The organism is Candidatus Hydrogenedentota bacterium, from assembly GCA_019695095.1.
Taxonomy (GTDB): domain Bacteria; phylum Hydrogenedentota; class Hydrogenedentia; order Hydrogenedentales; family SLHB01; genus JAIBAQ01.
On sequence record JAIBAQ010000040.1, the window covers coordinates 14731 to 38778 of the forward strand.

12 protein-coding genes are annotated in these 24048 nt (G+C 57.8%); 8 read left to right on the forward strand and 4 right to left on the reverse strand.

The annotated features are described in order from the left end of the window. Positions 1-27: 27 nt before the first annotated feature. From K1Y02_09030 to K1Y02_09045, 4 genes are all read left to right on the forward strand, one after another. Positions 28-1422 carry a beta-glucosidase gene (locus K1Y02_09030; protein ID MBX7256490.1) on the forward strand — a complete coding sequence of 465 codons (1395 nt, stop codon included), beginning with the start codon at positions 28-30 and terminating at the stop codon, positions 1420-1422. After that, complete coding sequence (locus K1Y02_09035) at positions 1419-3632, forward strand: hypothetical protein (protein ID MBX7256491.1); 2214 nt, start codon at positions 1419-1421, stop codon at positions 3630-3632. Before K1Y02_09030 ends, K1Y02_09035 begins: the two co-directional genes overlap by 4 nt. A gap of 25 nt (positions 3633-3657) precedes the next feature. Then, positions 3658-5109 carry a hypothetical protein gene (locus K1Y02_09040; protein MBX7256492.1) on the forward strand — a complete coding sequence of 484 codons (1452 nt, stop codon included), beginning with the start codon at positions 3658-3660 and terminating at the stop codon, positions 5107-5109. 80 nt (positions 5110-5189) lie between these two features. Then, positions 5190-7322 (forward strand): hypothetical protein, encoded by a 2133-nt coding sequence (locus K1Y02_09045; protein ID MBX7256493.1) that lies wholly within the window; start codon positions 5190-5192, stop codon positions 7320-7322. 12 nt (positions 7323-7334) lie between these two features. On the opposite strand, the gene K1Y02_09050 is transcribed toward K1Y02_09045, so the two are convergent. Next, the gene (locus K1Y02_09050; protein ID MBX7256494.1) at positions 7335-8621 is read right to left on the reverse strand and encodes a glycoside hydrolase; all 1287 of its coding nucleotides are present in this window, start codon (positions 8619-8621) and stop codon (positions 7335-7337) included. A 323-nt stretch (positions 8622-8944) separates the two neighbouring features. Here K1Y02_09050 and K1Y02_09055 point away from each other — a divergent pair, with 323 nt between their 5' ends. The 3 genes from K1Y02_09055 to K1Y02_09065 all read left to right on the forward strand — a co-directional run bounded on the left by K1Y02_09055 (position 8945) and on the right by K1Y02_09065 (position 15671). Next, positions 8945-11248 carry a CocE/NonD family hydrolase gene (locus tag K1Y02_09055; GenBank protein MBX7256495.1) on the forward strand — a complete coding sequence of 768 codons (2304 nt, stop codon included), beginning with the start codon at positions 8945-8947 and terminating at the stop codon, positions 11246-11248. Positions 11249-11279: 31 nt separating this feature from the next. Further along, entirely contained in the window at positions 11280-12986 is a 1707-nt protein-coding gene (locus K1Y02_09060) for an arylsulfatase (GenBank protein ID MBX7256496.1), read from the forward strand. A 243-nt stretch (positions 12987-13229) separates the two neighbouring features. Further along, positions 13230-15671, forward strand: coding sequence for a sodium-translocating pyrophosphatase (locus K1Y02_09065; protein ID MBX7256497.1), 2442 nt, complete (start codon positions 13230-13232; stop codon positions 15669-15671). 120 nt (positions 15672-15791) lie between these two features. On the opposite strand, the gene K1Y02_09070 is transcribed toward K1Y02_09065, so the two are convergent. Then, on the reverse strand, positions 15792-17210 hold the full coding sequence (locus tag K1Y02_09070; GenBank protein MBX7256498.1) for a metallophosphoesterase family protein: 1419 nt from the start codon (positions 17208-17210) through the stop codon (positions 15792-15794). A 241-nt stretch (positions 17211-17451) separates the two neighbouring features. Between K1Y02_09070 and K1Y02_09075 the strand changes: the two genes are divergently transcribed. After that, the gene (locus K1Y02_09075; GenBank protein ID MBX7256499.1) at positions 17452-20703 is read left to right on the forward strand and encodes a glycoside hydrolase family 78 protein; all 3252 of its coding nucleotides are present in this window, start codon (positions 17452-17454) and stop codon (positions 20701-20703) included. Positions 20704-20774: 71 nt separating this feature from the next. Here the strand turns inward: K1Y02_09075 and K1Y02_09080 are convergent, their stop codons facing one another. After that, the gene (locus K1Y02_09080) at positions 20775-21605 is read right to left on the reverse strand and encodes a hypothetical protein (GenBank protein MBX7256500.1); all 831 of its coding nucleotides are present in this window, start codon (positions 21603-21605) and stop codon (positions 20775-20777) included. A 60-nt stretch (positions 21606-21665) separates the two neighbouring features. Next, entirely contained in the window at positions 21666-23300 is a 1635-nt protein-coding gene (locus tag K1Y02_09085) for a hypothetical protein (GenBank protein ID MBX7256501.1), read from the reverse strand. Positions 23301-24048: the final 748 nt, after the last annotated feature.

Below are 24048 nucleotides of genomic sequence, written 5' to 3' on the forward strand. Positions count from 1 at the left end.
TTGGTTTGGGCAATTGGGAAGAGGGCCATGCTCGCATTTCCAAGAGATTTCCTGTGGGGCGCCGCCACATCGGCACAGCAAATCGAGGGGGCTGCGCAGGAGGACGGCAGAGGTAAGTCCATTTGGGACGCCTTTGAGCAAACGCCTGGCCGCATCTGGCTCGGGCACACGTCTAAGACCGCGTGCGACCATTATCACCGGTATCGCGAAGACATTGACACCATGCGCCGCATGGGACTGCGCGCATATCGCTTCAGTCTGTCGTGGCCGCGAATTTTCCCGGCAGGCATTGGAAGCGCAAACCAGGCGGGACTGGACTTCTATGATCGACTCGTAGATGCCTTGTGTGAGGCAGGTATTGTGCCTCACGTCACCCTTTTTCATTGGGACCTTCCGTACGCGCTTCATTGCCGGGGCGGTTGGCTCAACCGGGAAAGTGCCGACTGGTTCGCTTCTTACGCGGAAGCGGCAGTCGCGCGTCTTTCCGACCGCGTCTCCCACTGGGTAACGTTCAACGAGCCCCAGATTTTCGTCGGAATGGGGTATGAGCGAGGCGAGCATGCGCCTGGTTTGAAGTTGCCGTTTCCCGAGCTTCTCCGAGTGGGCCATCACGTGCTTTTGGCCCACGGAAAGGCTACGCAGACACTGCGCGCGCGCAGTGCGTCGAAGTGTTCCGTCGGCCTTGCGCCGCATGCAGTCGTGTGTATTCCTGCCACAGACTCTCCCGAGGACCAGCGTGCGGCGCAAGACAAGATGTTCCGCTTCGAAAAGAAAACGTGCTGGTCCAACACGTGGTGGCTTGATCCGATCTTCTTCGGCTCCTACCCCGACGACATGCTCTCGCTGTGCGAACGGGACATGCCCGATGGATTCGCGCATGACCTTCCAACTATCCATGCGCGCCCCGACTTTTTCGGTGCTAATCTCTATGCGGGAAGTTATGTCCGCGCGGGTGATTCGGTCATGCCCGAGGATGCGCCGTGGCCGGTGAACATTCCTCTCAACGCCTTCAAGATGGTAGTGACGCCCGAGGCCATGTATTGGGGCGTAAAGTGGTTCTATGAACGCTATCGTGCCCCAATCGTGATCACGGAAAACGGCGCGTCCTGCACGGACTGGGTGTCGCTGGATGGTGGCGTTCACGATCCCCAGCGCATCGACTACACGGCCCGCTACCTGCGCGAACTGGCCCGGGCCATGACCGAGGGAGCCGAAGTGCGCGGGTATTTTCATTGGAGCCTTCTCGACAATTTTGAGTGGTCAGAGGGTTACAAAGAACGGCTGGGACTTGTGTACGTCAATTTCGAAACTCAAGAACGTATCTGGAAAGATTCAGCGTACTGGTATCGGCACGTCATAGAGACTAACGGTGAGTCGATCTTCCAATTGCCAAATAGCATCAAGGGGAGAGAGGATGTATGACGACGAGTTTTGCGGCCATACTCGTTGCTATCCTGAGCGGGGCGCCCATCTCGGCGGAACTGAGACCCTACATGGGCAGGCAAACGATTTTCCTGAACGGCAATCCTGAACCCGCGATGATCTATCACCCCACGGGACGGCTCTCGAGCGAACCCTGGCTGCCTGGGGCGCAAGACCACTTTAAAGACTTCGCCCAAGCAGGATATCGCTTATTTGCCTGCGAGGCCGGACTGGGAGGACTCTGGACTGAGTCGGGAGTTGACGTCGATTATGTCCGGCGTCAGATTAGGGCAATACGAGACGTACGGGCCGACGCGGCAGTCCTGTTGCGCCTCAACGTCGAGCCCCCGGGATGGTGGCTGGATAAGCACCCTGAAGACCGAGTCGACTATGCGTTGATTCCTGGCTCCAATATCCCCGAAGAAGCGCGTGCAAAGCCGCAAGACCGGAAACGAGTCAGTTTCGCATCGCAACGCTGGTTGGATGAGGCGGGCGATCAATTGTCGATACTTTTACGCGGCCTTGCGAATTCTGACGAGGGCAATTCGCTTTTCGCGGTGCTCATTTGCGGTGGGGAATGGGGGGAGTGGTTCTATCCCGGCTTTGAGTTTGAACCGGATACGGGCGCGGCCATGACCCGTCACTTCCGTGATTGGCTGTCCGAGCGGTATGGGACGAACGAGGCGCTTCGCGCCGCGTGGAAGGATGCTTCCGCTTCACTTGATAATGCGACGGTCCCTGATCTGAACACGCGTTTCCGCACGCACGAGAAGATGTTCCGCGATCCGCAGACCGAACGGCGGGCCATCGACTACTACCAGTGCCACCAGGAACTTGTGGCGAAGGTGCCGCTTCACTTCTGCCGCATTGTCAAGGAGTCATGGTCTCGCCCGATACTGACGGGCTTATTCCACGCCTACGTCTTACACCTCTCGCATCAGGCATCGGGCGGTCACCTTGAAGCACGTACAGTCCTCGAATCGCCCTTCGTCGACTTCTTATCGTCTCCCTTCTCCTACGAATTTGATGCGCGTTTTCTGGGAGGGACGGGACATTTCCGTTGCCTCATGGCCAGCATCCAGGCCCACGGCAAGCTATGGATCAGTGAGAACGACCATCCGACGCTGTACGGCGATCACTTCTCGCGGCCCGGACCCTTTGCCCCCGCGAACATTGAAGACTCCATCGCCACCATGCGGCGCAACAACGCCCATTGTTTCACGAATGGAGCAGGCATGTGGTGGTTCGATTTTGGACGCGCGGGCGGTAACGGCGACGGAGGTTGGTGGGACCACCCGGATCTGATGCGGGAAGCCAGGGAAGAACTGAAGTTTGCGCGAGCGCTGCAAGAAAGGCCGCGCCGTTCGGCGGCCGACGTGTTGATTGTGTATGACACCCGCTGCTTCTACTATCTCGCCCCCATGTATCTGGGAGGATACAATCAGTCGGCCCACTGGGATCGCACGGAGACGTTGTCATTTGAAGCGCTGAATCGCACCGTGGCCGATTCCTACAAGAGCGGGGCCGTGTTCGATCTCGCTTATCTGGACGATTTGCCGCTGCTCGATCTGACTCCCTACCGGACCATTGTCTTTGGGTTCACCCCGTACTTGACGGACGCTCACGTGGCTTTCATCAAGGAACGGGTATTGACACCCAACCGAACGGTTGTGTGGGTATACGCGCCGGGATACACGGACGGAAACTCGCTCAGCGTGGAACGGGTGAGCGCGATTACCGGGTTCAACGTGGAGAAATCGACAGTGAACCTGCCGCCGCAACTCCTCATTCGCGAAAACGTGCTTGCTCCCGGATTTCCCGAGACGCGCATCGACATCACTATTCAGGATGCCTGGACCTCGCCGACATTTCAGATCGTCGATCCGCAGAGCGAGACGCTCGGATACTACGGAGGTTCGCGTGAAGTGGCGCTGGCCCGCAAGACAGTTGCGGGGATCACCGTGTGGTACTCCGCGCTGCCCCTCAAAAATCCGGCGTTGCTGCGTGAGCTATTCCGGCAAGGTGGAGCGCATATCTACAATGACAAGAACGACGTGTTGCACGCCGATTCCGAGGTGCTCTGGATTCACACCGAAACTGGCGGTCCGCGAAACCTCGTGTTGCCAAATGGTGCGCTCCACACTATTGTGCTGGAGCCATGGACCACAACCGTACTTGATTCAAAGTCCGGTGAAGTGCTCTTGGATTGACCCTTTCAGGGAGAATGGGGACGCAATGTTCTTTGCCGGATGTGCTGTCTTAGTCGTCGGACTTGCCGCCGCTAATACCCCCGAAGCCAGTGTGTCGCAGCTCTTTGTTGACGACATCTGCGTCGCGCGAAAACAGGGTGTCTTGCGTCGTGCGCATGCATGCAGCAAGCTCAGCGAACCGGTATTGATACCCGAAAAGCCGTGGGAGGGGAACCGGGTATACGTGTACGGTACGGTGCTGCCGGACGCCGCGACGAATGGGTTCCGCATGTGGTATATGAGCGCAGGGGATACGCTGGCCGGCACCGCGCGCGATCCCAAGCTCGGCGACCAGGCCAAGAACCATGTGCTCTATGCGACCTCAGCCGACGGTATTCGCTGGGATCGGCCCGAACTGAATCTCTTCTCGTTTGGAGGCAATCCGCACACCAACATCGTCTTCGACTTTCACAGTCCAAGCATTGTGTTCAATGCGAATCAATCCGATCCCGAGATGCGCTATGTGATGTTCGGGCGTTCCAAAGGGGGCAAGAAGTCCGGGTATACCACGGCAACCAGCTCAGATGGCCTGCATTGGACGCCGAACCCGAACGAGCCGGTGTTGGATGGTGGCGATACGTGCACGCTCACCCTAGACCCGAAGACCGGTGAATACTTGGCGTTCTTTAAGAAGTCCCACGACTACCGGGGGTTCAGTAGAAGGCTTGTATATCTCTCCACGAGCAGGGACCTTCAAACGTGGAGCGCCCCTGTACTCGTGATGGCTCCAGACGAAATCGACGATGCGCAGACGAAGGCGGAAGATGGCATTTGTTCCCACTTCTACAACATGGCGGCCTTCCCGTATGGAGGCCAGTATCTTGGGTTCGTCACGCATTTCCGCTACCGCGGCGAGCCCGCGGAAAAAGGCCCCGAGCAGAGCGGGCAGGACGGCCCCATCGACGTACAGTTGGTCCATAGCCGTGATGGCCGTGTGTGGAAACGCTGCGAAGACCGCTCGCCGGTCATCCCCAATGGCCCTTACGAGTATGACGCGGGTTGTATTTTGGGCACTGCAAACATGCCCGTTGCCGTTGGCGACGAGCTCTGGGTCTATTACACCGCAATCAACACCACACACGGCGGCTATACACCGAAGAAGCGTGTGACCATCGCGCGCGCGGCTTGGCCGCTCGACCGGTTTGTGTCGCTGGATGCAGAGGAAGAGGGAATCGTCGAGACGCACTCGTTCCTGTCGCCTGGATCTTCGCTGGTTGTCAATGCCGACGCTTCCACGGGTTCGCTTGCCATTGAGGTACTGGATGGCGAAGGAAAGGTCCTGAAAGGCTACGGAGCAAGCGAGTGTGAAGTGATGAACGAGGATTCGCTCAGGCGCGCAGTCCAGTGGAAAGGCGGCAGCGAATTGCCAAAAGGCGCCGAGATCCGTTTGCGTTTTGTGCTGAAACACGCCTCACTCTATAGCTATACGATTCGCTGACGTCCATTGCGCGATTCGCTTCGCGATTGGCTATGATAGTCGCGAACGTTCGATTTCCAGGTTGGGGGGGAGTGGAAACCATGCGCAAACATGACTGGACCTTTGCGTCGAATCACGCGCGATTCGACGCTGTTATCTTGACGATGTTGCTAACGCTGACTGCCGCAACTGGCCTCGCACACGCGGCGGCGCCTACCTTTCAAGAGTTGATGAATCCGGACGTGTTTCCGAATCCGCAGCGCGGCATGCAGGTTGACAGCGCGACCGTCTCGTCCGATGCCTTGCGCGTCGTGACAACGGGCGCGCAATTCACGCTGAACACCGCCGGTAAGGGTTCCCTCAGGCAACGAATCGGACACGAACGGGAAATCGTGCAACTGCAAATAGCAGGGGTGGGCGCGCTTCCGAAGCTGACGCATACAGGCCCTGGCTTCGCGTTTGCCCAGTTCGACACACCTAAGCTGGATCTTCGCGTCAACGGCGATTCTCTGTTCATGTTTCACGCGCACGAGGCGGTGACGATTGACGTTACTCGCATGATCAACATCGGATTCTATGCGCCGGATGAATCGAATTGCCTGATTCTCGACGAGTGGGGAGGCTATGGACTGTTTGCCTCGGATCCGAATACCAAGTTCGACGACAACGTATACGGCAGCAAAATCACGAAGCTGACAATCCCCGCGGACGGCGTGCTGTGGATTGGGATTTGCCCTCCCAAACCCTACGACTGGAAACGCTCCATCACCGACAATGTCGTGTGGCATTGGTCCAACACGCTCGGCTATCCGAAGGACGACGATCTGATCGCATGGTCACAGGAAGGCAACACGGTCCTGCTGCAATCGGAGGTTATGCTGTGGAAGGACTGGAATTTAGCCTTCGTGCCGCGCCTCGGCGAAGCGGAATTCGCGCGTGTTCGCAAGACCATGCATGACCACGGCCAGCGGTTCATCGTCTATACCAGTCCGTATTACTTCCTGAAGGGTACGCCCATCGAATCGAAGGCCATGAACAGTTTCGATCACTTCGAGCAAACCGGCTTCCCGCCCGGCTGGCCCGATGGGGTTAATATCGATCTCTTCATGGACGAGATTTCGAAGGTCATGCGCGAGTACAAACCCGATGGACTGTATTTCGATGGCCAATATATGAAGAGCGTGCCCGCGTTGTATGCGTTGGCTCGCCGGACGCGTGCATTGTTGGGCGAGGATGGCATTCTCGAGTGGCACTCGACCACCGCGCTCGGTCACGGATTCTGTTATCTGCCGCAGGCGGACGCGTACGTCGATTTCATCTTGCGCGGGGAAGGCCGCGAAGGCAACTACGGGGACTTCGACTATCTCCGGTATTTTGTCTCGGGTTACAACGCAAGCAACAGCATTGGCGTCATCTGCAACAACAATTCCAAACCCACCCCGGAACTGATGAAGAAGCTACTGCAAGTCAATGCGCGCATGCACACTATAGCCGGGTGGTTGGCAGAGCCTGCCGTGATGGATGTCGTTCACAAGGACTATCAAGCCCATTTGACAGACGCATTGCAGGCCGCCGTTGACAAAGGCGTCGATGATCGTCAGGCACAGGTAGCCGCGAAAAGCGAAGCGCGGTCGGCCGAGTTGAATGCCTTGCTTGCCGCCCCTGCGTGGGGAGAAGCAAGACTCGTTGCGAAGGCAGACGATCTGCTGAAGTGGACTCCAAGCGTCTCACCCCTGAACTCAAATGCTTTTGCAGCGAGAGATGGCGTTCTGGCGATCACCGCCAAGGCAAGCACCTATGCATTCCTTACTCATCCACTGACCGCGCCGGCGCACGGTTTTGTGTTCAGAATGAAGCAGGGTACGGACGGTGGCATGTCGTGGGGACCGGCCGTCGCATTGCGTTGGCCTTCCGGCGCATTCTTCCGCGTGGGGCTTCGAAGTGACGGAAGCTTGCAGTCGGACCTCAACGGCGAACAACAATTGTTCGGCAAGCACGATCCATCCCAATGGGTTTGGGTGCGCGTGCGCTGGCTCGAGCAGTCGGGAGTTGTCGAATCCAGCACCGATGGCGCCAAGTTCGAACGCGTGTGGACCTTCTCGCACAAGGGCATGTTCCTCGCTGAAGCGCCAAGTATTCTCGTCGGCAAAGTGTCGTACAACTGTACCGAGGTCGACCATTCCGACGTGGGCAGTGAAGGGGTCTGCTACGTGGACGAAGTCCGCGTGTTCTGACGCCCGCTTGGCTTACGCAACCGTTACGTCCAGCGCGCCCACCCAGTGAGCCGCGTGGTTTGTCCACGGTTGTGGCGGTGTGCAATCGAATACGCACAGGAACTTCCTGGAGCCTATTGCCAGAACGTCTGTGTAACCGGTGGTCATATTCGGCGCGAAGTTGATTTCATCGGTCCAGGTTTCGCCGCCGTCCGTGCTGAACACGACGCAATTACCCCAGCGCGGGTATGCCAATCCACCGTACGTCAATGCCAGAACGCCATCGGAAAGCGCCATCCTCGGAAAGCACCCGCGAGCTTGTCGCATGGGCTTTGGGCGCGTCCAGGTGCGGGCAAAGTCCTGCGAGTAGGAGATGACAAGCGGCGCGCTCGGAGGGCCTGGCTCGTAGTAAGCGTCCGCAGACAACACATTACCAGGATAGATGCCGGTGCCGGGCACGGCATAGTTCAGGTCGCGATAGGTCTCCGACGGTTTGCCCATCAGAGGGCTGCTATCGTCATTCACTAGCCGCATCACGCACACCATGCGTCCGTCGCCAAGGTGTACCAGATTGGGCTCGCACGGGCCCCACAGGGTCCAACCGGTCTTCGTGCGCCCCTCGGGATCGTCGATCGTGTCCAGGCTACCCACGTCTGAAAGGTATTCCCAATTGACACCTTCATCCTTGGAGAGTGCCACGAACGTCGAAAACTCCGATGGGGTGCGGAAGTCTTGCATGGCGGCAACCAAGTCTCCGTTGGGCAATTGAACCGTATTCCCGTGAAACCACTTGGGCCTGTCCGGCTTGAAGCGATCGGCAGGCAGAAAGAGGCGTCCATCCTCCAGCGGTCCACGGACAGTGCTCCAATTGTCCGTGGATTCCCATCGTTTTGTCGAACGCCAGCCGGGTTTGCCGTCGATAGCCTGGGTTTCATAGTGAATGGAAACGCATCTGCCGTTGGCCAGACGAAACGTGTTCAGGGCCATGCCCGCGATGTCCACGCGAACTCCTCTCCACGTAGCCCCCAAGTCTTCCGAGCGCACCGCTGCAAGCGGCCCGCCTTCCTCAACCGCCTGCGCGTGAAGTACAACGGTATCCCCGCCCAGTCGGGCCATTGTCGGAAACATCGGGCCTCGCATGACGATACGTGTCTCGCCCAGCGTGATGCGGATCGAGGAACGCTGCACCGTTCGCTCGGCAAATGGGGAAAGCACGTTTGTTTTGCTTTCGCTGAGGCCAGGCGCGGCCAGTGCCGACTCGGCCAACAAGGCGCTTAAGGCGCCTCCTCCTATTCCAGCGATGAACGTGCGACGTTCCATAGCTATCCCCCCGGCAAGTCGATGGTCTGAGGTCTCCATACGGCACAATAGAGCCGCGCACTCAGATAGTCAACGCGACAGAGACACCGAGAACACCTTCTGGTTTAGGGAGCGCCGGAGGATGCGCGATAAGCATTCAGTTTTCTCACTTCCGGTCTGTCAACTTCTTCCATGGAACCGGTTAGCGCAGGCCGGTGTTCTATGGCTAAATGCCACCGGTCCGGCGGGACGTAGCAGGCCAGACGGACATAGGATGCAATGAGCCGGTATAATTCCTCAGAGAACCCGTCGCTTGAGCCGAAGCAGTACTTGGGGGGCAATCCATGATTGGGCGAATTTTGGCGCGTCTTACTATGCTGGTTGCGCTGTGCGGGATTGCAGCGGTCTCGCAAGCGGCAACGATCACACTCTCCGGAACAGTTACCAATCAGGCTGACAGTTCTCCAATTGCCGACGTCACCGTTGGGGCGACGCGTGTGTCCGGCCTCGGAAGCGGCCAACCCGGCGACTCAATTCCCGTCGAGTCCACAGTCACCACCAACAGTTCCGGTGTATACACGTTTAGTATCAGCGACAGCACGCCCGGATTGGACCGCGTGCTCATATTCGTGTACTCGACGAATTGGATTGCCGAGTTGTACAACGGTGTCCAGCTTGCATCGCCTATACCTACTTACTCGGAAGTGAGCGCGCCCGGAGTTGTGGAAGTCGATTTCACCCACACAGTGACGGGGATCGACTTTGCACTGGAAGCAAGCAACAACTTCTCTACCCACATGATCCCCATGTCCGACGGGACGCTGCTCGCCACCGACGTGTACCGCCCAAGCGGCACCGGACCCTGGCCCACAGTGCTGTACCGTACAACCTATAACAAGAATCAGGACAGCGTGAACGAGTGGCCACTCTGGAACGCGCGCGGATATGTCGTTGTTTCGCAGGATATCCGGGGCACATTCGCATCGGAAGACATCTTCCGCGCGTATCGAGACGACGGCTACGGAGACAACAAGGACGGCTATGAAACGGTTCAATGGATTCTTGCCCAAACCTGGTGTAACGGCAAGATTGGCACAATCGGAGGATCGGCGCGCGGCATATCGCAAAACTTTCTCATGGCGAGCCTGCCTCCTGGAGTGATCTGCCAACATATCGGTGTGGCCGCTTCGGACTTGTATGATCAAGCCATGTTCGCGGGAGGTACGTTTCGCAAGGCTTTGGCTGAAGACTGGATGTCGGGCCGCGGTCCTGAGGCGCTTGCCTATCTCAACACGGTGGTGAAGGCTCATCCGTATCCCAACGATCCCTTCTGGGATGTGATGCGGCCGGAAACGAGGTACGATCAGGTTACGTGGCCGACGGCCAATGTGGGAGGGTGGTACGACATATTTCTTAAAGGCACGATTCGCAATTTTCAACTCCTGCAAAACAATGGACAGCCGGGTTCCCAGGGACAGCATAAGCTCATCATCGGACCCTATGGTCACGGCAATCCCGAAAGCACGTTCGCTTGGCCCGCCAATTCCGCTTCTCCGGGGATGGACAGTCACAACAGCTTCGAATGGCTGGATTACTGGATGAAAGGGATTGATACTGGCGTCGATGACGATCCCCCCGTCGCGTACTACGTGCTCGGCGACGTGACTCAGCCAAGCGGACCCGGCAATGTGTGGCGCTATGCAAATACGTGGCCGGTCCCCGCGACGACGGTCTCGTACTACCTGCATCAAGGGGGCGCACTGAACATGACTCGCCCCACGGGCAGCGAAGCGACCGATGTGTATCAGTATGACCCAACGAACCCCGTGCCCACCCTGGGCGGGGCAAATCTCTCTATATCCAAAGGTCCGTACGATCAAGCTGCGCTCGAAGCGCGAGATGACGTCGTCTCGTTCACAACACCCGTGCTTCAAAACTACGTGGAAATCACGGGACAGGTGACCGTCGTCCTGTACGCATCCAGTTCCGCGCTCGACACCGACTTCACGGCGAAGCTCTGCGACGTTTATCCGGATGGACGTTCGATGATCGTGTGTGACGGTATCGTTCGCGCGCGCCACCGCAACACGCTGAACGCCGATGAACTGCTCACGCCCGGCACGCCCTACGAGTTCACCATCGACTTGTGGGAAACCTGTATCGCGTTCAATGCGGGTCACCGGATTCGCGTCGACATATCGAGCAGCAACTACCCGCGATTTGGTGTCAATACGAACACGGGCGAACCGTTCAATCAAGAAACGCACACAGTCGTGGCCACGAATACTATCTATCACGATGCGACGCGGCCGTCGCGGCTCATCGTCCGCATGACGGGCCCCGATACGAACAACAACGGCGTTCCCGATTCGGCGGACGCCGACGGCGACGGTATGCTTGACGAGTTTGAGTGGACAATCATTAACTTCAGCCAGGTGGACGCGATACAGGCCATCGAAGATGTCGCGCCCAACGACGATTTCGACAACGACGGCTACTCCAACGCGGTGGAGTTCGGCAACAACACCGACCCAACGCTGGATTTGGGCGCGCTTCCTTTGAAGCCGTTTGTGCTTGTACCGTTTCTTGCGGCATTCTTTGCAGTGGCGATTATCGCGCTGACTAAACGGGCCCGAAGATACGCATAGACGTCCGGGCCTCGCGGGAGGATCTGAGGCATTGCAGAGCTTAAGCCGAAGAGATTTCCTCAAAAGTACTGCGCTATCCGCTGTAGTCGCGGGAGGGTTGGCGCATGCGCAAGAGGCGCCCCGCCGTAAGCCTAATGTCCTCCTGATACTCACTGATGACCAAGGTTATGGGGACTTGGGATGCCTGGGAAATCCGCACCTCAAGACTCCCAATATCGATGCCTTATACGCACAAAGCACGCGATTGACGCAATACCACAATTGCCCGGTGTGCGCTCCCACTCGAGCGAGCCTCATGACCGGCCGCTACAACTACCGCACCTGCGCCATCGACACGTATCGGGGCCGTGCCATGATGCATCCCGATGAGGTGACGCTCGCCGAAATGCTGGTTGGCGCGGGCTATCGCACGGGCATTTTTGGAAAATGGCACCTCGGCGATTGTTTCCCCATGCGCGCCATGGACAAAGGGTTTCAAGAATCGCTGGTGATTCGCGGCGGTGGGCTTATGCAGCCATCCGACCCGCCGGGGAGCGGAGGTTACTTCAACCCAATACTTTCTAACAATGGTTCCCTTGAGCCTCACAGCGGTTACTGCACTGATATATTCGCCGATGCGGCCATACGCTTCATCGAGTCCCATGCCAACGAGCCGTTCTTCTGCTACTTCCCCACAAATGCGCCCCATACGCCGCTGTTGGTGGATGACAAATACGTCGCACCCTATACGGCTATGGGGCTACCCGAATCCATAGCCAAGATGTACGGCATGATCGCGAATCTGGACGAGAATGTGGGCCGTCTATTGCAGACGCTGGACCGTCTTCAAATTGCCGACAACACGATTGTTGTTTTCATGACCGACAACGGCGCTCAGACCGGCGGAGAGAAGGATCGTTTCAATGCGCATATGCGAGGCGCCAAAGGCACAGTCTACCAAGGGGGAATCCGGGTGCCTTGCTTCATCCGCTATCCCAAAGAGCTCACGGCGGGCCGCGACATCGATCGCGTCGCGGCGCATATCGATATCGCTCCAACGCTCCTCGATGCCTGTGACGTCCATTCTCCCAACACGGTGAAGTTTGATGGCAAGAGTTTGTGGGCGTTGTTGACAGGTTCTTCAACCGAATCCGGCTGGCAGGACCGCACTCTGTTCTTTCAATGGCATCGCGGGGACGTGCCCGAACCCTACAACAACTGTGCCGTGCGCACTCAACAATACAAACTCGTGAACGGTGTCGAACTATACGACCTGAGTGCAGACCCTGGCGAAGAGCGCGATATTGCTTCCGAGCACAACGAACAAGTCGCCCAGATGCGGCGGGATTACGAGGCGTGGTTGCAGGATGTCTCGAGCACACGCGGATACGCGCCGCCACGAATTGTCGTGGGCGACCCTCACGCGAACCCCGTCTACCTGACGCTCCAAGACCAACGGTCGGGTGAAGCCCCCGCCGGTCCAAACGGCGGGTTCTGGAGTATTGAGGTAACAGTCAAGGGGAACTATGCCGCTAAGTTGGTGTTTTCAGGCGAAGATGTGAGGGACCCGCCGGAGCCGTGGGAGGCCCACCTTGTGATTGGCGGCGTACACGTTCGGCAGCCACTACGCGATTCGAAAACCGACTGTGAATTCCGGCCCATATCCCTTCCTTCTGGGCCGGCGAGTCTCCGAGCCTGGATTGAGTCAAAGGGGATTCCCCGTACCGCCCGTTACGTGGACCTAAGCCTGATTTCGTAGAAGCCGGCGGGTGTGTGACCCTCAGAAGCGGAGTGGCCAGTCACCTGCACTAGGAATACTTGGGCGCGATGCAGGGTTTCCGTGGTTGTGGTGGGAAAGGTCCATAATCGGATACGAAACTTGCTTCTCTGTCCCCGATTTGAGTACCATCAAGCACCTTCACTGGGGGGCACGCCGTAGAGAAGCCTTTCCGGCAATCTTCCGTGGATTTTAGTAAAACGTAAACCAAACGAGGAGCGTACTATGTTTAATGACTTATGCCGACCTCCGGCAAGGTCGTCCGTCTGGAAGGTCTTGCTGGGAATCTTGGCGCTCATGGCAGTACTGCCTACGCAAATGGCAGCGGCGAGTGAGGCCGATCTCGTGATGCCTGACCTGGCCAGCGTGACTTTCATGGGATTCATCAACGGGCACATGCTGCTCCTTCTTGGGCTGCTTATTTGCATCGGTGGTGTGGCATTCGGCTTGATGCAGTTTTTCAAGATCCGTAATTTGCAGGTTCACAAGTCGATGTTGGAGATCTCCGAGCTCATCTATGAGACCTGCAAGACCTACTTGTTCACCCAGGGCAAATTCTTGGCACTGCTCTGGCTGTTCATTGCGGCGATTATCGTCGTCTATTTCGGATTCCTGCAGCACTTTGCGCCCGAGAAGGTCGTGACCATCGTGGTCTTCAGCGTCATCGGTATTTTGGGAAGCTATGGCGTGGCATGGTTCGGTATCCGAATCAACACCTTCGCCAACTCACGCACCGCGTTCGCCAGTTTGAAGGGCAAGCCCTTCCCGACGATGGCGATTCCCCTTCAGGCCGGTATGAGCATCGGAATGCTCCTGATCTCGGTCGAGTTGGTGATCATGCTGTGCATCCTGCTGTTCATCCCCTCGGATTGGGCTGGCCCCTGCTTTATCGGGTTTGCTATTGGCGAATCGCTGGGCGCCGCCGCGCTGCGTATCGCGGGCGGTATCTTCACAAAAATCGCCGACATCGGTTCGGACCTCATGAAGATCGTCTTCAAGATTAAGGAAGACGATGCTCGTAACCCCGGCGTAATCGCGGACTGCACCGGCGACAACGCGGGCGACTCGGTCGGCCCGACGGCTGACGGTTTCGAGACCTACGGCGTAACGGGCGTGGCGTTGATTACTTTCATTCTGCTCGCCGTACCGGATCTGACCACGCAGGTCCAACTTCTGGTGTGGATCTTCGTGATGCGTATCGGCATGATCGTCACCAGTGCGGTTTCTTATTACATCAACGACATGTGGGCCAAGGGTAAGTACGGCAACGCCGACAAGTTCAACTTCGAGATTCCGCTGACTACGCTCGTCTGGCTTACCTCGGTAGTCTCCATTGTGATGACGTACGTGTTGTCCTTCCTGCTCATCAAGAGTGTCGGCGACGGTTCGCTGTGGTGGAAGCTGGCAACCATTATCACGTGCGGCACGATTGCCGGCGCAATCATCCCTGAACTGGTGAAGGTTTTTACATCCACAAACAGCCGTCACGTGCGTGAAATCGTCGCGGCGTCCCGCGAAGGCGGCGCGAGCTTGAATATCATCAGCGGTTTTGTGGCCGGTAACTTCAGCGCATACTGGATGGGCCTTGCCATCATTTCGCTGATGGGACTTGCTTTCGGCGTGAGCACGACCGGCCTTGCCGGAATCATGTCGGCGCCTGCCATCTTCGCATTCGGTCTTGTGGCCTTCGGTTTCCTGGGCATGGGCCCTGTCACCATCGCGGTCGACTCGTATGGTCCCGTTACGGACAACGCCCAGTCGGTGTTCGAACTCTCGACCATTGAGACGATTCCCAATATCCAGGAAGACATCAAGAAGAACTTCGGTTTCGATGTGAAATTCGAATTGGGCAAAGAGTTCCTCGAAGAAAACGACGGTGCGGGCAACACCTTCAAAGCGACGGCGAAGCCTGTTTTGATAGGTACGGCCGTTGTGGGCGCGACCACGCTTATCTTCTCGATCATCGAAATGCTCAACAAGGAATTCACGGCGGCAGTTGTGGCGCAGGGTCTGTCCATTCTGAACCCGGTGTTCCTGCTGGGCCTTATCACGGGCGGCGCGGTCATCTACTGGTTCTCCGGCGCGGCCACTCAGGCTGTTGCCACCGGCGCGTACAAGGCTGTTGAGTTCATCAAGAAGAACATCAAGCTCGAAGGCGGCGGTGAGAAAGCCTCGGTCGAGGATTCCAAGAAGGTCGTGGCCATCTGCACACAGTACGCGCAGATGGGCATGTTCAACATCTTCCTGGGCGTGTTCTTCTCCACGCTCAGCTTCGCGTGTCTGAACCACTACTTCTTCATCGGCTACCTGATCTCCATCGCGATCTTCGGGCTGTACCAGGCCATCTTCATGGCCAACGCCGGCGGCGCATGGGACAACGCCAAGAAGCTGGTGGAGACAGAGCTGAAGGCGAAGGGTACGGAACTCCACGACGCGACGGTCGTCGGCGACACGGTCGGCGATCCGTTCAAGGATACGTCCTCGGTGGCCATGAACCCCGTCATCAAGTTCACGACCTTGTTTGGCTTGCTGGCCGTAGAATTGGCCATTGAGCTGACTAACACGCAACGAATCACTGCGGCGGTAGTCTTCTTCCTCTTGTCGCTCGTCTTTGTCTATCGCTCCTTCTACAGCATGCGCATCCCGCACATGGAAAAGGGCAAATAAGCGATTGGCGTTTATCGAACCGGGGCTCCGCCAATGGTGGAGCCCCGGTTCTTTCGTCTAAAAAGAATCAAGACGGATCCGCTGAGTTCAACGGATCCGTCTTGTCTGTCTTAATCTGGCCTACGTCGTCGAGTACGTCGACATCCCGGACGCGTCTTTGGTGAGTTGGAAACCGTCAAGCCGCTGTCCGTCAATACCAAAGGTGTCCATAGCCAGGCGATCGCTGCTTACCTCCACAACCTGATAGAGCTGCATGTGACCTGCGGTTTTCGCCATCAAGTCCCCGAATTTGGGGCCGACCTCATATTGCTTCGGGCCGGACACAGACACGACATAGACAGTGCCGGGATCGGACGCTCCCACAATCTTGTCGCCCGCCACCTTGTGCGTGCGTCCGTAGGCGTGGTCATGTCCCTGAAGGACGAGATCAACCCGGTACTTGTCATAGAGCGGACGCAACAGGCCGCGCAGATACTCATTGTCGCGGCCCTCGCTAACCGAGTAAATGGGGTGATGGTGCGTCACGATGGTCCAACGGTTGGGGTTCTCGGCCAGCAGTTTCTCGAACCATCTCAGTTGGGCTTTCTGCACTTCCTGCGGAGCATCGTCCTCGAAAGCGTTTGTATTGAGCGAAATGAAGCGAACCCCCTGATAGTCCACGAAATAGGCTTCTTGCTTAAGTCCTGGTGTGTTTTCGGGTCCGTTCTCCGGCAACTTGAAATGCGCGTGATACGCGGGATGCGCACCATAAGGGTAGGTCATCGGCGTCTTGGTCTTCGTGTCATGGTTGCCGGGAGTGGGCAAACACGGCATCGTCTGGGAGAGTACCGACGTCGCGTACGCGAATTCGCTCCATAGGTTGTCGTCCCATCCATCGGTGACCAAGTCGCCCGCAAACAAGGCCAGCGCCGCATCCGGCGCATGTTGATAAGCCTTCCGCATTGCGCGTGTGCACATGGAGCGAATGTCATTCTGAACGTCGCCCAGGTAGAGGAACTTGAACGGAGCGGCGGACGCTTCCGCCGTGCGGAAGACATTCCACTCGCTCCATGAAGTCCCATCGCCAACGCGATAGCAGTACTGGGTGGCGGGATTGAGGCCTTTGATCGAGTGTGCATAGGAATAGACCAGCTCGCCGGTCGCAGTGGTTAGCGGCGCCTGCGGCGACGCGGGAAATGCAATCGCATCTTTATCCGTGAGGGGCGCCGCAGTCAGCGGGGCGATTTGAACCTGTGGTTTCTCGATTTGCCCTTGTGCGCGCCAGACTACGCTCACGCAATGGGCCGGGTCTTCAGAGATGGACAGCATGACCCGTTGCGGAGGTGCGCTCGCTACGGCAGGGGCGGCTTGAGCATCCGCGGCATACGTGCGGAAGGGCACGAATAGACCTGCGCCGAGGGCTGCCGCCGACAACAGAAAACCACGCCGCGAGGGGGTAAGTTCTGCATCGGTCTTTCTGTACGACGGGTGGACTTGCTGAGGCAACAGGGCGGCGCTTGGTTTAGAATCTTCGATGAGGAGAGAGTGGGTTCGGTGCATAAGTCAAGATCCTTCCTCGTATCAAGTTTCATCGTGTGTTTTTGAGAGACTCGGCAAAGCCAACTCGCGCACACGGGTAGGTGAGCATCCTTCCGGCGGCTGCCAGAGCGATTTTGGCATCATAGCGTCTGTGTATGGCAAGTTCCAGACTGACATTGACAGATTCCGACATCTTTGCTTTCCCCTGTAGGTCTTCATCCTGTATGCTGGTGCTTCATGCGCGAAGAGGGAGGTAAAGCTCATGTACATTCGACAATTGGGGGTTCTAGTAGCGTGCCTTGTGGCCGCGACAGGGGTATCAACAGTGATGGCAGCGGAAAGCGACGCGTTGGTCTATGGGTTACGGTGCGAATACCGGTCAAATCCATTGGGCATCGATATCACACAGCCACGCTTGAGCTGGAAGATGGAGGCAGCCGGGCGCGACCGGGCGCAGTCGGCCTACCAAATAATCGTGGCGTCGTCGAAAGACAACCTGGCGGCAGACAAAGGCGACCTGTGGGATACCGGCAAAGTGAAGTCCGATCAGTCCCTCAACGTCGTCTACTCGGGCACGGCGCTGGCTTCATTCCAGCCCTGTTGGTGGAAGGTTCGCCTGTGGGACGAAGCCGGCAAGGAATCCGCGTGGAGCGAACCGGCGCAGTGGTCCATGGGTGTTCTGAAACCCGAAGAGTGGACCGCGAAATGGATCGGTCTCGACGGTGGTGACGAACCCGCGGATAGCGCAGGCGACATTGCGAAGGCGCGTTGGATCTGGTTTGCCGAGGGCGATCCCGCTCAGTCGGCCCCGGTAGGGTCTCGTTACTTCCGGAAGACCATCGATGTCCCTGCGGGCCGCGTACTGACTTCGGCGACAGCGTATCTCTCCGGTGATAACCAGGGCTCACTGTTTGTCAACGGGACGCATGCCGTCGACTTCAATTCGTTCAAGGGCGCGACCGAGAAATCCATTGCCGACGTGCTCACACCGGGTAAGAATGTGCTGGCCGTCTCCGTGGACAACATGGGAACCGGACCGAATCCTGCCGGGTTGCTGGCCGCGTTCGTGCTGCGATTCGATGGCGGCGATCCGGTTCTTGTGACAACCGATGGAGAATGGAAGGCGAGCGACGCCAAAGCCGATGGTTGGAACACGGCGGGATTCGACGATGCCAATTGGGGCAAGGCCAAGGATCTTGGCGCGAGTGACCTGCAACCTTGGGGCACGCCCAAGAAACCGGAGTCTCGTGTGCTGCCTGCACGCATGTTGCGTCGCGAATTCGATGCGGCCAGTCCGGTAAAGCGGGCCATGGTGTATATCAGCGGTCTTGGCCTCTACGAACTCTACATAAACGGCGAGCGAATCGGCGATCAGGTGCTTGCGCCGGGATGTACCGAATACAACAAGCGGACCTTCTACAACACGTATGATGTGACGGACGTGGTTCAGTCCGGAAAGAATGCCGTAGGCGTTTGGCTGGGTAATGGCCGCTACTACGCCCCGCGAACCGGCGAACCGACAGCAACCCGCACGTACGGTTATCCAAAACTGTTGTTTCAGCTTCGGCTTGAAATGGCCGACGGCTCGGTGCAGGAAGTCGTCAGCGATGAATCGTGGAAGCTGACAACGGCTGGCCCGATTCGTGCCAACAATGAGTACGACGGCGAGACCTACGATGCTCGATTGGAGATGCCGGGCTGGGACAAGACCGGCTTCGATGACTCGCAATGGCAGACGCCGCTGTTGGTCGAGAAACCCGGTGAAGTCATGTCGGCGCAGATGTCCAAGCCAATCAAGGTGAACGCCGTACTGCATCCCGTCGCGATGACGAACCCCAAGCCGGGCATGTACGTCTTCGATATGGGGCAGAACATGGTGGGCTGGTGCAAGTTGAAGGTGAAAGGGCCCGCTGGAACGCGCGTCACTCTGCGTCACTCAGAAGTCGTCCACGACGACGGAACGCTCTACCTCGACAACATCCGTGGCGCGAAGGTTACGGATGAGTACATCCTCAAAGGTTCGGGCAAAGAAACCTACGAACCTCGCTTCACGTATCACGGCTTCCGCTTCGTCGAGTTGGTCGGCTATCCCGGCCAGCCCGATCTCGATGTACTTGAAGGATGCGTCGTCCACGATGCTGTCACGCCCGCAGGCAGCTTCGAATGCTCCAACAAGCTCGTGAACGCCATCTACAAGAACGTCGTGTGGGGTACGCGTGGCAACTACCGCAGCATGCCCACCGACTGTCCGCAACGCGACGAGCGCCAAGGCTGGCTTGGCGACCGCTCCGAAGTGTCGCGCGGCGAGTCGTTCATGTTCGACACGTCCGCCTTCCACTCCAAGTGGATATGCGATATGCACGATGGCCAAAGAGAAGACGGCAGCATATCGGACGTGTGCCCGACTTATTGGCCGCTGTACAACGACAACGTTACGTGGCCGAGCACGTTCGTCATCGTGCCCGGCATGGTCTACGACCAGTATGGCGACAGCCGCACCATTGAGCGCCACTACGACGGCATGCGCAAATGGATCAAGCACATGGAGGCCGGACTCAAGGACGACATCTATCCCAAGGATAACTACGGGGATTGGTGTGTGCCGCCCGAGGAACAGCACCTGATCCATTCGAAAGACCCGATGCGTCAGACGCCCGGCGACTTTCTGGGTACCGCGTATCTTTACTACGACCTCACGCTGATGGCGAAGTACGCGAAGATGCTCGGCAAAAAGGACGACGAGAAGGAATACCTTGCGCTGGCCGAGCGGTTGAAGACGGCCTTTAACAAGAAGTTCTGGAATGCGGAAGAAGCCAAGTATGCGAACGGCGCGGCCACAACCTGCGTACTGCCCATTGCGTTTGGCCTGGTGCCGGAAGACGGCAAGGACCGCCTGTTCCAGCGGCTGGTCGACAAGATTATGATCGACAACAAGGGCCACACAAGCACCGGCCTTATCGGTGGACAGTGGCTCATGCGCGTTCTCGCCGACAACGGTCGCTCGGACGTCGCCTACACGATCACGCAGCAGAGCGACTATCCAAGCTGGGGCTACATGGTCAACAAGAACGCGACGACGGTGTGGGAACTGTGGAACGGCGACACGGCGGATCCAGCGATGAACTCGCACAACCACGTCATGTTAGTGGGTGACCTGATTACATGGTTCTACCAGGGTCTCGCGGGTATCCGTCCAGACAGCCCCGGCGCGCAGAAGCTCGTGCTGAAGCCTACGCCGGTTGAAGGACTCGACTTTGTGAAGGCTTCGTGGAAGTCGCAGTTCGGGCAGATCTTCAGCGAGTGGCGGCGCGCGAACGGAAAGCTCATCTGGCAAGTAACCGTGCCCGCGAACTCGACCGCTGTCGCATATATGCCTACGACCGACGCGGCCAGCGTCACCGAGGGCGGCAAACCGGTGAAGGATGTCGAAGGCATCAAGGTCGGCAAAGCTAAGGAAGGCGTGCTTGAGCTGGAGTTGGGCTCCGGTCAATACACGTTCGAGGCGGCCTTCTAGGCCCATTGCATAGTCAGAACATTCTCAATGAGACCCTGCGGCAACGCGGGGTCTCATTTTTTTGTCGTTCGTCAGTATGGTGCCTCAAGCTGTTCAAAATTCAGCGCGTTGAAGTCATATAGGACTTTCACGTGGCACAGGCCATTGGCGTCAAGCTGTCCGGAGTACAACTTCCCGCTTTCGGCCCATACGAGCCGCTGTCCATCCACTTCTGCCCATTCCCATGTCGGACACTCGATAACTACGCCGGTACGCCCATTTTGGAGCACATGTTCGTCGAAATAGCAGCCCTGCCCCTTCTGCTGGGGTAGCGTTTCATGCGCGATTTTGTTGATGGTCCATTCTTCGTTGATCCTCTTCTCAAAGAGCATGAATGTGTTCCATTTCGCTTCGCGCTTATGCGGCAACTCGGACCAACCGTCACGGATCAATCGTGGATAGTACACGCTGGTACACTCGGAGCCGTAACGGACGGGCCACGGATACTCGGTGCTGCATTTGAGGCCAGAGTCATCACGTAACGGAACGTTGGAACAACCGCCATTCAGCCAATAACTAGAATTCGACAAGAACATTCCGCCGCCCAACCAGCAATCGCCCTTGGGCCAAAGCGTGAGTGCTTTCAGGTAGGGAGCACGGGATATGCCCGTCCACGATCCTTGCGTCTCGGAATCCCAATGGCCGTTCATGGCGAAATAGATGAGGTGCTTGCCATCCGGCGAAAGGTCGCACCGTCGTTCGTAAATGCGGCCGTTCATCCACTGGCCGACCAGAAATTCGTCGCTGCTGCGGTCCCAACCAATCACAGCAACCTTCTTCGATGGACCTCTGCGCACGACAACGGCGTACGGAGCGTCGCGCGCCATCAACACGTGCAGTCTCGCAGGGAATTGCTCAGCCATTCCCACCTTCGATTCTCAACCTAGCAACTTGGATTTCTCAGTGAACCGATAAACTTCGCATTACTTCGATGGCGGCGCACCCACCGTATCGGTCGGTCCGGTGAAGCCCGGGCCGCCCGCGGCCACGTAGCCGTAGCTGGCGCCTGATGCGTCGGGACTGACCCAGAAGCTGTAGAGCTTGCCGTTGGTCAGATGGAAGCGGAAACGCACGGGTTTACCGGCCAGAGCCGAGAGGTCGTCCGTCTTCTTCCATGCAACACGCTGGATCGTGCTGTTCGCGCTGATTGGAGTGCACTTGTCCTTCTTGAATCGTTTAATGATTTTACCGTTTTCGTCGAGGACTTCCACAGACAATTGCCCGTTCGGATCGTCGACGTTGACGTACAGATACTTGCCTTTGAATGTCACGGGTCGTGTGGTCAATACGCCTTCGGTATCCCCGGCGTCCATTGATACGAATCCGTCGCGACGAAGTGTGGCAAGACCGGTTGCGCTGGTGCCCGATGCGGGCGAGCCCTGCACGCCGGACCGGCCACTCATGTAGAAGTAAATCTGATCGCCCACGACAAGGCAGCAGCCGCCCGCGGACTGCACGTTGCCCCAATTCCAGTCGCCGTATTTCTCCGAAACGGGAATGAACGGTTCGTGCGTGGGACGATCCCAATGGAATCCATCGCGCGTATAGCCGATACAGATCTCATTGGGTTTGGCGCGATCGGTTGGCTGCCCGCGCCAAATCGAGAAGAGCCCGATCATGATGCTTTCATAGGCCACGGCGTCGAGGTTGTAGAGTTCGCACGGAGTCTTCAGATCGTCGCGTTGCGGGTCGAGGTTGTCCGCGCCTACCCAGAATGGAGACTTCTTATCCTCCCATTGTGACGCGGCAAGGACGTCCGCTCCTTCCGCATACCGGCGGAACCGTCCGATGGTCGTGTGATCATAGTCGCGAATACCATAGACCCATACGTTCCGGAAGGGGTTGTAGAACACCGTTGTACGGTCGCCCACCGTCCCACTGGATCCCACGGGGTCGCCCCAATGTATGCCGTCGCTCGAAAAAAAGATCGTGAGGTTGTGCCTGCTTTTGCCTGTCCAGCCGAATTCGAAGAGCTTGTACCGGCGTACCGGATCCTTCTCCAGCAGATCGAGCCACACCGTCGTGGAGTCGCGCTTGGCAGCTTGAACGATGTTGGTGTTCGGCACGACGTCGAGCATAGGCTTTTCCCAATGGATACCGTCCTTGGAGGTGGCGTAGCACGTCGTCACCGTGTATCCGCCCATGTACCACATCTTGAAGAGGTTATCTTGCGGGTCAAACCACACGCCATCGCTGAATACCATGGCCGTCGGCGCGGGGTGTTCCTGGCTCTTGCTGCCTTCGCTCTCCCACGGGGAATCGGGCTTCAAAACGGGGTTGCCAGGGAAATAGGTTGCGGGATGATGCGTGCGGGCAAGGGTCGTATCCTCAACCAAGAAGTCATCCACAAAGAGTTGCCGGCCTACGTCGATGGGGATCACGGCCGGCGGCGTTTTCAGATAGGGAAGCGGCATTGGTTCGCGGCTCACCGGCAGATCGCGCGGCGGCCACACCTCGGGCAGTTGGATGCCGTTGTAAAGCAATTCCCCCTTAGCCGCGGAGGCACTCTGCGCGAAGGCGCCTGATGAGACAAGTTGTGCACACAATAGTAGCGCCACGAACAGCGCAACTTGGTGCAGAGAGATTAATGACTTCGTCCGAATAGTCTGCATGGTATCGGTCGACTCCCAGATTTCGAGTCCGAGGACTCGGTCCCCCCAAATGCCGCCCCACCCCGGCGCGGTCTTCGTAACGTGGACTACAGAATGCCGATTCGGCATTTGAAATGGCAACCGGCAGTTGTCGGCGGCCGGCCGGATGCCAAACTGGGGAATGCTTCAAAGGATGGGGGCCCAGACAGGATTTTCACTCGCGCAGGGCCGCCGAGACGCCGGGAGCGACGTGTCGTTCGCGAGTATCGGGCTTGGATTTCAGTGGGCGGAAGGTGTAGCTGAAAAGGCAAAAGTCAAGACGCTTGGCTGCCGGCAGGTGTGTCGACGAAGGTTGGCCGTAACCGTGATTGCATAGATTGGGTAAGTCCCCGGATTCCGCCATTGCGGACGTCATTTTCGGGGAAAAGGCGCGCATCTCAAGCGTTACGCTACTCAAAGCAGGTTGTGTTGGGCGTGAACGGATGCGTCCACTGTTTGCAATGAGCGCTGTGCGAATGGTACCGTATTCAGCGGTCCGCATCGCGTTATGCGCGCGTTGGCGGCATGGTCTCCGTTGGCGTGTCAATCGTTTTCGAACCGGCGCGCGGGAGGCCGGTGTTATTTTTGACGGAGCATAAGGTGACGGCTGGGTCCCACTCAACGGGATGCCGCCAAACCCGGTCAGGTCTTGACGGAAGCAGCCGTAGGTGGATTT